General features: G+C 61.4%; 12 protein-coding genes. 5 read left to right on the top strand and 7 right to left on the bottom strand.

Going from position 1 to position 10,448, the window contains the following annotated elements; genetic code table 11:
• Nucleotides 1-117: 117 nt before the first annotated feature.
• Nucleotides 118-1,317 (bottom strand): tyrosine--tRNA ligase, encoded by a 1,200-nt coding sequence (gene tyrS, locus IEW63_RS14265; protein ID WP_188637300.1) that lies wholly within the window; start codon nt 1,315-1,317, stop codon nt 118-120.
• A gap of 234 nt (nt 1,318-1,551) precedes the next feature.
• Between tyrS and IEW63_RS14260 the strand changes: the two genes are divergently transcribed.
• Both IEW63_RS14260 and IEW63_RS14255 read left to right on the top strand, forming a co-directional pair.
• Nucleotides 1,552-3,003 (top strand): peptidoglycan DD-metalloendopeptidase family protein, encoded by a 1,452-nt coding sequence (locus tag IEW63_RS14260; RefSeq protein ID WP_188637299.1) that lies wholly within the window; start codon nt 1,552-1,554, stop codon nt 3,001-3,003.
• Nucleotides 3,000-4,100 carry an anhydro-N-acetylmuramic acid kinase gene (locus IEW63_RS14255; protein ID WP_272872600.1) on the top strand — a complete coding sequence of 367 codons (1,101 nt, stop codon included), beginning with the start codon at nt 3,000-3,002 and terminating at the stop codon, nt 4,098-4,100. The genes IEW63_RS14260 and IEW63_RS14255 overlap by 4 nt, the downstream gene beginning before the upstream one ends.
• A gap of 10 nt (nt 4,101-4,110) precedes the next feature.
• Here the strand turns inward: IEW63_RS14255 and erpA are convergent, their stop codons facing one another.
• The 4 genes from erpA to argC form a co-directional block, all read right to left on the bottom strand.
• Nucleotides 4,111-4,464 carry an iron-sulfur cluster insertion protein ErpA gene (gene erpA, locus IEW63_RS14250; RefSeq protein ID WP_188637298.1) on the bottom strand — a complete coding sequence of 118 codons (354 nt, stop codon included), beginning with the start codon at nt 4,462-4,464 and terminating at the stop codon, nt 4,111-4,113.
• Nucleotides 4,465-4,534: 70 nt separating this feature from the next.
• Complete coding sequence (locus IEW63_RS14245) at nt 4,535-4,951, bottom strand: bactofilin family protein (protein ID WP_188637297.1); 417 nt, start codon at nt 4,949-4,951, stop codon at nt 4,535-4,537.
• Nucleotides 4,951-5,682 carry a DUF6776 family protein gene (locus IEW63_RS14240; protein WP_188637296.1) on the bottom strand — a complete coding sequence of 244 codons (732 nt, stop codon included), beginning with the start codon at nt 5,680-5,682 and terminating at the stop codon, nt 4,951-4,953. Before IEW63_RS14240 ends, IEW63_RS14245 begins: the two co-directional genes overlap by 1 nt.
• Nucleotides 5,682-6,716, bottom strand: a complete 1,035-nt coding sequence (argC, locus tag IEW63_RS14235; protein WP_188637295.1) for an N-acetyl-gamma-glutamyl-phosphate reductase — start codon at nt 6,714-6,716, stop codon at nt 5,682-5,684. Before argC ends, IEW63_RS14240 begins: the two co-directional genes overlap by 1 nt.
• Nucleotides 6,717-6,828: 112 nt before the next feature.
• On the opposite strand from argC, the gene hemJ reads away from it, so the two are divergent.
• Nucleotides 6,829-7,251 carry a protoporphyrinogen oxidase HemJ gene (hemJ, locus tag IEW63_RS14230; protein ID WP_188637294.1) on the top strand — a complete coding sequence of 141 codons (423 nt, stop codon included), beginning with the start codon at nt 6,829-6,831 and terminating at the stop codon, nt 7,249-7,251.
• Here hemJ and IEW63_RS14225 read toward each other — a convergent pair.
• Nucleotides 7,248-8,726, bottom strand: a complete 1,479-nt coding sequence (locus tag IEW63_RS14225; RefSeq protein WP_188637293.1) for an AAA family ATPase — start codon at nt 8,724-8,726, stop codon at nt 7,248-7,250. The two genes, hemJ and IEW63_RS14225, sit on opposite strands and share 4 nt — an antisense overlap.
• Before the next feature lie 86 nt (nt 8,727-8,812).
• Here IEW63_RS14225 and IEW63_RS14220 point away from each other — a divergent pair, with 86 nt between their 5' ends.
• Entirely contained in the window at nt 8,813-9,151 is a 339-nt protein-coding gene (locus IEW63_RS14220) for a histidine triad nucleotide-binding protein (RefSeq protein ID WP_188637292.1), read from the top strand.
• Nucleotides 9,152-9,212: 61 nt separating this feature from the next.
• The gene (gene coq7 / locus IEW63_RS14215) at nt 9,213-9,857 is read left to right on the top strand and encodes a 2-polyprenyl-3-methyl-6-methoxy-1,4-benzoquinone monooxygenase (RefSeq protein WP_188637291.1); all 645 of its coding nucleotides are present in this window, start codon (nt 9,213-9,215) and stop codon (nt 9,855-9,857) included.
• 32 nt (nt 9,858-9,889) lie between these two features.
• Here coq7 and IEW63_RS14210 read toward each other — a convergent pair whose 3' ends face one another.
• The gene (locus IEW63_RS14210; RefSeq protein ID WP_188637290.1) at nt 9,890-10,312 is read right to left on the bottom strand and encodes an OsmC family protein; all 423 of its coding nucleotides are present in this window, start codon (nt 10,310-10,312) and stop codon (nt 9,890-9,892) included.
• Nucleotides 10,313-10,448 lie beyond the last annotated feature (136 nt).

Below are 10,448 nucleotides of genomic sequence, written 5' to 3'. Positions count from 1 at the left end.
CTACAGGGTTGAAACACCTTGTCAACGCCTTCCTCACATCCCTTTCACTGCCTGGCGATCCTGCTGCTGACCTGCCCCGGCGGTGAGCGGCGCATTATAGAGAGATCCGGAGCGCCGTCAAGAGGCCTTGACGATAATCCGCGCAAACTTCTTCTTGCCCGCCTGGCATATATGCTCAGCACCAACCCGGAACATGAAATCACGGTCAACCACCTCGCCATCCACTCGCACCGATCCGGCGCCGAGCAGATCGCGGGCGGCCGCAGCATTCTTTACCATTCCCGCGCGATTGAGCACCGCGGAAATCGGCAGATCACTGTCACTCTCCAGCACCACTTCCGGCAGATCCTCCGGCAGCTCGCCTTCCTTCAGGCGGTTACCCGCTGACCGGTGAGCATTGGCCGCAGCCTCTTCACCATGGAATCGCGCCACCAGTTCCTCTGCCAACAATATCTTTATGTCACGCGGGTTGGCGCCCGCCTCGACATCGGCGCGCAGAGAATTGATTTCATCCATGCTGCGGAAGCTGAGAAGCTCGAAGTAACGCCACATCAGCGTATCCGGCATGGACACAATCTTGTTGTAGATGACACCCGGCGGCTCATTGATGCCGATGTAATTGCCCAGGGATTTGGACATCTTCATTTCGCCATCGAGCCCGACCAGCAGAGGCATCGTCAGGGTCACCTGGGGCTCCTGCCCGTATTGACGCTGCAGCTCGCGCCCCATCAGCAGATTGAACTTCTGATCGGTGCCGCCCAGTTCGATATCCGCCTTCAGCGCCACAGAGTCATACCCCTGGACCAGCGGGTAAAGGAATTCGTGGATGGCTATCGACTGATTGCCCTTATAGCGCTTGTCGAAATCATCCCGCTCGAGCATGCGGGCGACCGTGTACTTCCCGGCAAGCTGAATCATTTCTGCCGCGGAGAATGCATCCATCCACTCGGAGTTGAACACCACCTCGGTGAGTTCCGGATCAAGGATTTTGAATACCTGCTCCTTATAGGTCTCGGCATTGGCGAGCACCTGTTCCCGCGTCAGCGGCGGCCGCGTCGCGTTTTTCCCGCTCGGATCACCAATCATTCCAGTGAAGTCGCCAATAAGGAACAGCACCTGATGCCCCAACTCCTGGAACTGGCGCAACTTGTTGATCAGCACAGTGTGGCCGAGATGGAGATCGGGAGCAGTCGGATCAAAGCCGGTTTTCACCCTCAGCGGGGTGCCGCGCTCGAGCTTCGCCCGCAGCTCGGCCTCCACCAGGATTTCGTCCGCCCCGCGCTTGATCAGCGCCAACTGCTCGTCAACCGACCTCATGCTCTGTTCCCGTCTATAGAGTTGATGAATATCAAAGGAGAAAGGCTGAAAACGATACAGCATTGGCGATCAAGATCAAACCTGCGGCGCCGATGCCGCAGGCGCGCGGTAGCACAAAAGGAATCTGGCGCCTGATTTCTGACAGGCGGGCACAGTAAAGCTTGCCTTGAAAGACTTTCAGTTATAATTTAGCAAGTTACTTCACTTTTCACAGAAACAATCACAAGAGCGCTTATGACACAGTCAAAGTCAGAGTCACCGCGCTACCCTAAAAGCCATCTGATGGCCGCCAGTGGTATCGCCGCCGCGCTGAGCATTTTCCTGCTCGTCATCCCTACCACCCAAGTCGAAGCCAAGCGCACTCTGGTCCAGCTTGAGCTGACCGACACCAGCGCTCCGAACAGTAGCGAATCCACCCTGTCTGAAGAGTTGGATGCCCTGATCAGCGAAACAGTCACAATCTCCTCTCCACTGGAGCTGACAAGCATCTCCGAATCCATCACCACTGCCGCCTCGCCGGAAGTGGTCAATGCCGGTATCAGCCCGACACCGCTGGTGGTCGAATCGGCTCCGCCACAGACGCCCGAATGGACCACCCTCACGGTCAGTTCCGGCGATACGCTGTCGACCCTTTTTCAGAAGCTCGGGCTTTCGGCCAGCACACTGCATACCGTGATCAACAGCAGCAAGGAGGCCAAGGCCTTCACCCGTCTGCGGGTCGGGCAGCAGCTGGACTTCAGGCTCGATTCCGAGGGCCAGCTGCTGGGGATGCGCTCCCAGCTCAACACGCTTGAAACAATCAATATCGAGCGTGACGGCGAGGACTTTACCTTCTCCAAGGACGTACTCGAACCCGAAGTACGCACCCGCTATGCCAGCGGCACCATCAACAGCTCGCTGTTCATGGCAGCGCAGAACGCCGGGCTGTCACATAATCTGACCATGCAAATGGCCAATGTGTTCGGTTATGACGTCGATTTCGCCCGGGAGATCCGCCAGGGCGACCAGTTCGAAGTGCTCTATGAAGAGAAACACCTGGATGACCAGCGCGTCGGGACGGGCAATATCCTGGCCGCGCGCTTCACCAACCGGGGCAAGACCTACACTGCCGTGCGCTACACCGACGCGAAAGGTTACAGCAGCTACTATCGGGCTGACGGCACCAGCATGCGCAAGGCGTTCATCCGTACCCCTGTGGAGTTCGCCCGCATCAGCTCGCGCTTCAACCCCGGCCGCATGCACCCGGTGCTGAACAAGATCCGTGCCCACAAAGGTGTTGATTACGCTGCCGCCACCGGCACCCCGATCAAGGCCACTGGCGACGGACGAGTGGTTCATGTCGGACGCAAGGGCGGCTACGGAAATACCGTGGTGATCAAGCACGGCCAGACCTACCAGACCCTCTATGCCCACATGAGCCGCTACGCTTCGGGCATCCGCGTTGGCAGCAACGTCAGCCAGGGCCAGGTGATCGGCTATGTCGGCATGACCGGCCTGGCGACAGGCCCACACCTGCATTACGAGTTCCAGGTCAATGGCCGCCACGTCGACCCTCTCAGCGTCAAGCTGCCGGCTTCCGACCCCATACCCAAGAGCGAACGCACCGCGTTCCTGGCACTCAGCAATCAGCTGATGGCCAGTCTCGACCAGCAAGGCGCCACCCAGCTGGCTCTTCTGGACGAGTGAAGACCGCACTGCATATCGGCATCATGTCAGGCACCAGCCTGGATGGTGTCGATATCGCCCTTGCCCGATTTTCTCCCGACAGCCAGCGCGCCACTCTCATCGGCGCGCACTGTCTGCCCTTCCCCACTCCCTTGCGGGACGATCTACTCAAGCTCTGCCAGCCCGGAGAAGATGAAATCCGCCGCGCGGGCATCGCCGGGCAGCAATGGGCGCGCCTCGCTGCACAAGGGGTCATGGAGCTGCTTCAACAGCACGACCTGAGCGCCGCCGATATCAGCGCCATCGGCAGTCACGGCCAGACCGTTCGCCACCATCCCGAGTTGAGCTTCAGTGTACAGATCGGCGCTCCCGCCCTGCTGGCCGAGTTGTGCGGCATCGAGGTCATCACCGACTTCCGCAACCGGGACATGGCAGCCGGCGGTCAGGGAGCACCACTGGTACCCGCGTTCCACTCCTGGCTGCTGCATTCGCCAGACGAGACGCGGGTGCTTATCAATATCGGCGGCTTCTCCAATCTGACCCTGCTTGCCCCGCACGGCCAGGTGAGCGGCTTCGACAGTGGCCCGGGCAATGTGCTGCTGGACCATTGGGTGCAACAGCATCGTGGCATGAGCTTCGACCCTTCCGGCAGTTGGGCACGCAGTGGCAAGGTCATCCCGTCACTGCTGGGCCGGATGCTGGAAGATGATTATTTCAGCCGCGCCGCGCCAAAGAGCACTGGCCGCGAACACTTCAACGCCAACTGGCTGCAGCACATGCTCGATGGTCGGCAGCATGCGCCGGAGGATGTGCAGGCCACCCTGCTGGAACTGACCGCCCGCAGCATCGCCGCGGCGCTTGCTCTCTGTCAGCCCCAACCGAAGGCGGCCTACATATGCGGAGGCGGTGCGCACAATACCCGGCTGATGGAGCGGCTGGAGGATTTACTGGATTGCCATGTCGGAACGACGGCCGAACTGGGGGTCGATCCTGACTGGATGGAAGCCATGGCGTTTGCCTGGCTGGCGTGGCGCTGTCAGCAGCGGCTAGGCGGCAACCTGCCGGCCGTTACCGGTGCTGAGGGAATCCGGGTACTGGGAGCCATCTACCCGGCGTAGGCACCGGAGCCTAGATGGAGAAGGACGAGCCGCAGCCACAGGTGGTGCTGGCGTTGGGATTGTTGATGACAAAACGCGAACCTTCCAGACCTTCGAGATAGTCCACCTCGGAGCCGGCCAGATACTGGAAACTCATAGGGTCGACGACCAGACGCACCCCTTCCCGTTCGATGACAGTGTCATCCTCAGCCAGTTCGTCATCAAAGGTAAAGCCGTACTGGAAGCCCGAACAACCGCCACCGGTCACGAACACGCGCAGACTCAGGCGATCATTGCCCTCTTCCTCGATAAGCGACCGCACCTTGTTCACCGCGCTGTCGGTAAACTGCATGGCAGCAGGGATAAAGGTTTCAACACTGGACATACAACCTCCGGCGGCAGCGCCGCAGCACATCAAGCCGGCTATTATCCTTTTATCCGACTCTTTTGGTCAACTACTTGAGCCCGAACTCGCCCGTGAGACTGTCGACCTCACGACCGGAGGACTCCTCTCCCAGATAATGGAGCTGGCCGTTTATCTGCGCACCGGCCACCATCTCCATGAACCGGTAGTACAGATCGCCATCTACCCGCGCCCGGGCATCCAGCTGCAGATGCTCGAGCGCGTGGACATCTCCGACAATGACACCGTCGATGACGACTCTGGGCGCCTTTATGATGCCCTCAACATAGCCTTCGCGGGTCACGCTGACCAGGCCATCATCCGCGTCGATATTCCCCACCACCCGACCATCCACCTGTACAGCACCAGCAAAACGGATGTTGCCTCGCAGTTCGGTGTCGCCGGCTATCAGGGTGGTCTTGCCGGGGGAGTGGCTGACCGCCCGGTTATTGCGCCTGCCTTTCAACATCAGGATCTGACTCCCGTTTCGGTCCATTTCAACGTTTGCTCGAGCACGATCTTGCCGTCGTGCTCGACCTTGAGCTCTATCTGCTCCGGCTCGAATCCCAGCGGCAGCACCAGCTCGGCATCATCGTTGCCGGGCACCACCTGGAAGTAGCGGAAATTCAGTGGCAGGTACTGGGTGCGGCTGGATGTCAGCTCCTCAAGCGGGTAGCTCACTTCCTCATCACCCTGCCTGCCCTGCAGCGTGAGCAGCAGTCTTGCCTGCACCGTATCGCTTTCACTGCCGACCCGGCTGACCATGACCTTGTACCTGAAAATGCCCACAATGTCCGTGCGCTGCAGCTCAAAAGCCTGAATCCGCACCCCATGGGCCATCGCGTTGGGCGCCAGCGCACCCTGATATTGGGCCAGGTCCTGTTGCAGACGAAACAGCTGCTGCTCCAGCTCTGCCACTGCGGCCTGGCTATCCGCCAGCGCCTGCTGCGCGACCATCAGGTCCACCTCGAGTTGCTGATCACGCAATCGGGTTTGCTCCAGCTCGGCCTGGATGCCGGCGCGCTCCTCACGCAGGCGCTGATAATCTCCCATCTGCGACGAGGTCATGGCGGCCATCCAGCCCAGCCAGCCGCACAGCGGCAACCCCAGCAGCAATGCCAGCCACGGCAAGCGCCTGCGCAGACGAGGCGATGGCGCCCGGGAGGGCATATCTGTTGGGCCCTGGGGTTCGCTGGTCATCAGGGCATGAGCGCCGGGTGTTCAAGCCCGAGCCGCTCGTCCAGGCCCAGTGCGATGTTCATGTTCTGGATCGCCTGACCGGAGGCGCCCTTGACGAGGTTGTCGATCACCGCCAGCACGACGACCAGATCCCCATCCTGGGGCCGGTGTATCGCCAGCCGACACATGTTGGCGCCGCGCACACTGCGCGTTTCCGGATGGCTGCCGGCCGGCATCACGTCAACGAAGGGCTCGTCGGCGTAGCGCTGCTCGAACAACTGCTGCAGATCCACGCTGCGATCGGGCACCTGTGCGTAGAGGGTCGAATGGATGCCCCGGATCATCGGCGTCAGATGGGGCACGAAGGTCAGGCCGACCTGCTGCCCTGCGGCACGCTCCAGACCCTGGACGATCTCAGGAAGATGCCGGTGTCCAGACACGCCGTACGCCTTCATGCTCTCGGTCGTTTCGCTGAACAACGAGGACACCTTGGCGCCGCGCCCGGCACCACTGACGCCGGATTTGCAATCGGCTATCAGACTCCCCGGCTGTGCCAGACCGGCTTCCAGCAGCGGAATCAGCCCCAGCTGCACGGAGGTCGGATAGCAGCCGGGCACAGCGATCAGCCGGGCATTTCGGATGGCATCGCGATTGACCTCGGGTAGACCATAGACGGCCTGCTCCAGCAGCTGCGGAGCCCCGTGGGGCTGGCCGTACCACTTCGCCCACAGGTCGGCATCGCGCAGGCGGAAGTCCGCAGACAGGTCGATGATGCGGGTACCGGTGGCCAGCAGCTCTGCCGCCAGTTCGTGAGCCACACCATGGGGGGTGGCGAAGAACACCACATCACACTGACCGAGCGTCGCGGTATCCGGAACGCTGAAGGCCAGATCGTCGTAGTGACCGCGAAGGCTGGGGTACATATCCACCACCCGTACGCCTTCCTCGGATCGCGAGGTGATGATCTCGATACGCGCCTGCGGGTGTGCCGCCAGTAGCCGCAGCAATTCGACGCCGGTGTAGCCGGTGCCCCCTACGATGCCTATCCTGATCATTTTCAGCCTCTTTTCGATTAACATGTCTGACGCGCTCCCACGATAGGAGCGCCGCATCAGTTTACCAACACAATGGCGAGCGTGCCCGCACCTTCGCGACAGGAGCAGCAACGTGTATCTGTGGATCAAAGCCTTTCATATCATGGCGGTGGTGACCTGGTTTGCCGGCCTGTTCTATCTGCCACGCCTGTTCGTCTACCACGCCATGAGTGAGGACCAGCCCAGCCGGGACCGCTTCAAGATCATGGAACGCAAGCTGTACCGCGGCATCATGCTGCCGTCGATGGTTGCCACCCTCGGCCTGGGGGTATGGTTGCTGACCCTTCAGCCTGCCTGGATGCAGCAGGGCTGGATGCATGCCAAATTGACCCTGGTTGCGCTGCTGGTCATATATCACTTCATCTGTGGCGCCCAGCTGCGGCGCTTTGCCAACGACAGCAATACCCGTTCCCACGTCTTCTACCGCTGGTTCAACGAGGCGCCGGTACTGGGGCTGGTGGGCGTGGTGCTGCTGGTTGTACTCAAGCCCTTTTAATCAGCCATGACCGCCCGCTCCCGAGCCCAGCTGCGCAGGCTCTGGATGCGCTCGGCCATCACCACCGACAGGGGTGAGGTCTCGTTCAGCGCTTCCAATACGTGCTCGTTGATGACATCTTCCTGACGCGCCGCGGCGCTGTACACCGCCGCGACCACCGCCTGCTCGATCTCGGCGCCGGAGAAACCCTCACTGGCCGCAGCCAGCGATGGCAAATCAAACCTGTCCACGGCGAAACCGCGGCTGGCGAGGTGAATCCGGAAGATGTCCTCGCGCACGGCGGCCTGCGGCAGGTCGACAAAGAACAACTCATCGAGACGGCCCTTGCGGATCAGCTCGGGCGGCAACTGCATCACATCGTTGGCGGTGGCCACCAGAAACACCCGGCTGCGGCGCTCTGCCATCCAGGTCAGCAGCGTGCCCTGCACCCGGCGGGACACCCCATTGTCGCTGCCATCCTCAGCGACACCCTTTTCGATCTCGTCGATCCACAGCACGCAGGGTGCCATGGCGTCCGCCATTGCCAGCGCCTCGCGGAGGTTCTTCTCTGTCTCGCCGATGTACTTGTTGTAGAGCGCGGCAAAATCCAGCCGCAACAATGGCAACCCCCACAGGCCGGCCACGGCCCGTGCCGCCAGGCTCTTGCCTGATCCCTGCACGCCCGCCAGCAGTACCCCCCTGGGCACGTCCGCGCTATCCGCCCCACTGAAGGCCGCCTGTCGATCCGCCAACCAGCGCTTGAACCTTGCCAACCCGCCGACCTCGGCAAAGCGCGCAGTGTCCTGCTCAAAACTGAGCACGCCCTGCATGTCCAGCAGACTGAACTTGGCGCGATTGAGTACCGGCAGGTCCTCCTGGGTGATGGCACCGTCATCGACAATCAGCTTGCGCGCCAGCAGCCGGGCCTCCTCATGGGTCACACCGCGCAGGTTGCGCACCACCTGTTCCAGCGTGCGGCTGTCGGTACGCACACGTCGCCCCTGGTTGCGCTCGGTCCAGCGTGCGGCCTCTTCGCGGATGATGGCCGCCAGTTGCTCGTCCGACGGCATGCTCAGGTGGATGCGCGCCGCCAGCCGCCGCAGCTCCGCAGGCAGCGCCAGCTCATGGCTGACCAGCAGCAGCGTCGGAGCCTGCTCGGCGGGCTCCATCGCGATCATCTTCAGCAGCCGAACCAGCTTCGAGGAATGCATGAAGGGATGCAGATCGCAAAATACGTAGAGAGCCGGTTCGCGCTGGCGGCGCACGTGCTCCAGCGCCGCTTCCGGATCGCTCAGATCGCCCTCGGCATCCAGCGCCGGGCCGAAGCCCAGGCGCTGCAGACCTTCCACCTGGTTCCAGGTGTACCAGGTCTGGCTGCGCTTGATCGCCAGCGTGGCGATGGCCTCCAGTACACGCAGCTCTTCCCAGGATTCGATGACGACCAGCCGAACCCTGGAGTCCAGTACCAGTCCCAGATCATGTATGTCATTCTTCATGGCGCATCCCTGCCTGCAAGAGGCGCTGTCATGTCCGCCTGCGGGTTGGTTACACTGGTTGCCCGACTCATAACAAGGAGAGCACCGTGAATTGTCTGTTCTGCAGCATTGCCGAAGGCAAGATCCCATCGAAAACCATCTTCGAGGATGACCGCGTACTGGCCTTCCATGACATCAACCCCCAGGCGCCGGTGCACTTTCTGGTTATCCCGAAAAAGCATATCGCTACCCTCAACGATATGACAGAGGAAGATTGCGAACTGGTCGGTTACATGACCTATACGGCCCAGCGGCTCGCCCTGGAACTGGGTTGCGAAGGAGGCTTTCGCACCGTCTTCAACTGCAGGGAAATGGGCAGCCAGACGGTCTACCACATCCACCTGCATGTACTGGGACAGCGCCAGATGAACTGGCCCCCGGGTTGATCTCGAACAACCCTGCAGCTGATTCAACCGCTATACTTGAAGCCGGTTTCAGGAGAATTACATGAGTACACGTCAATACAGCCTGTTCGACCGTCTGCTGGTCCAGGGCGAGCAGGCCATGCGCACCCTGGTGCCCGGGGCCGCACAGGCTGCCCGGCCCTCGCCGGCCCAGCACCTGCGCAGCGATACCATCGATGATGCCCAGCGCCAGCATGTTGCCGGGCTGATGCGCATCAACCATACCGGGGAAGTGTGCGCCCAGGCGCTGTATCAGGGCCAGGCACTGACAGCCCGACTGCCGGACATCCGCGAACAGATGGAGCAGGCCGCCGCCGAAGAGGTCGATCACCTGGCCTGGTGCGAACAACGCCTGAACGAACTGGGCAGCCGTACCAGCGTGTTGAACCCGGTGTTCTATGGTCTGTCCTTCGGCATCGGCGCGGTCGCCGGCAAGATCAGCGACCGCATCAGCCTGGGCTTCGTTGCCGCCACCGAGCAGCTGGTGGAGCGGCATCTGGACGATCACCTGACCCAGCTGCCGGAAGATGACCTCAAGTCCCGCGCCATCCTCGAGCAGATGCGCGAAGACGAGATCGAGCATGGCAGCCAGGCACTGCAGGCCGGCGGGGTAGTCTTCCCGCGCCCGGTAAAGGCCGCCATGAAGATGATGTCCAAGGTGATGACCAGCGTCACCTACCGCATCTGACCGAGGATCACGAAGCGCAGCGGTGCTGCGCTTCAGTCCACATCGATGATTTCGTAGTCGTGGGTGATTTCCACACCGCCGCGCCCGAGCATGATGGACGCCGAACAGTATTTCTCCGCCGACAGCTCCACCGCCCGCTTCACCTGGGCTTCCTTCAGCTGCTTGCCGCTCACAACGAAGTGCACATGGATGCGGGTGAACACCTTCGGCTCGCTGTCGGCACGTTCTGCTTCCAGTACGGTGCGGACGTCACGCACGTCCTGGCGACCCTTTTTCAGAATGCTGACCACGTCGTAACTGGCGCAGCCACCCAATCCGATCAGCACCGTCTCCATCGGCCGTACGCCCATGTTGCGCCCGCCGGCTTCCTCGGGGCCATCCATGACGATGGTATGTCCGCTACCGGACTCGCCAAGAAACATTGCACCGTCGACCCATTTGATCTGCGCCTTCATTCCACTCTCCCCTGAACGCATCATTCACAGGCGGCGGAGAATAGCACAATCGGCCCCCGGCTCAGGCGCTGGCCTTTGTCAATGAAACTGGACATAATCGGGTTTGGTCTCATGACGAGGCTGCAAGGATGCCCAT

The organism is Halopseudomonas pertucinogena (assembly GCF_014646575.1).
Lineage (GTDB): Bacteria > Pseudomonadota > Gammaproteobacteria > Pseudomonadales > Pseudomonadaceae > Halopseudomonas > Halopseudomonas pertucinogena.
Note: the sequence above shows the minus strand (reverse complement) of the source record. Positions and strands in the feature narration are given on the sequence as shown.

What these genes read in the sequence shown, in the direction of transcription:
- tyrS (WP_188637300.1), bottom strand. Translation starts at nt 1,317, where the DNA reads ATGAGGTCGGTTGACGAGCAGTTGGCGCTGATCAAGCGCGGGGCGGAC.
- IEW63_RS14260 (WP_188637299.1), top strand. Translation starts at nt 1,552, where the DNA reads ATGACACAGTCAAAGTCAGAGTCACCGCGCTACCCTAAAAGCCATCTG.
- erpA (WP_188637298.1), bottom strand. Translation starts at nt 4,464, where the DNA reads ATGTCCAGTGTTGAAACCTTTATCCCTGCTGCCATGCAGTTTACCGAC.
- IEW63_RS14245 (WP_188637297.1), bottom strand. Translation starts at nt 4,951, where the DNA reads ATGTTGAAAGGCAGGCGCAATAACCGGGCGGTCAGCCACTCCCCCGGC.
- IEW63_RS14240 (WP_188637296.1), bottom strand. Translation starts at nt 5,682, where the DNA reads ATGACCAGCGAACCCCAGGGCCCAACAGATATGCCCTCCCGGGCGCCA.
- argC (WP_188637295.1), bottom strand. Translation starts at nt 6,716, where the DNA reads ATGATCAGGATAGGCATCGTAGGGGGCACCGGCTACACCGGCGTCGAA.
- IEW63_RS14225 (WP_188637293.1), bottom strand. Translation starts at nt 8,726, where the DNA reads ATGAAGAATGACATACATGATCTGGGACTGGTACTGGACTCCAGGGTT.
- coq7 (WP_188637291.1), top strand. Translation starts at nt 9,213, where the DNA reads ATGAGTACACGTCAATACAGCCTGTTCGACCGTCTGCTGGTCCAGGGC.
- IEW63_RS14210 (WP_188637290.1), bottom strand. Translation starts at nt 10,312, where the DNA reads ATGAAGGCGCAGATCAAATGGGTCGACGGTGCAATGTTTCTTGGCGAG.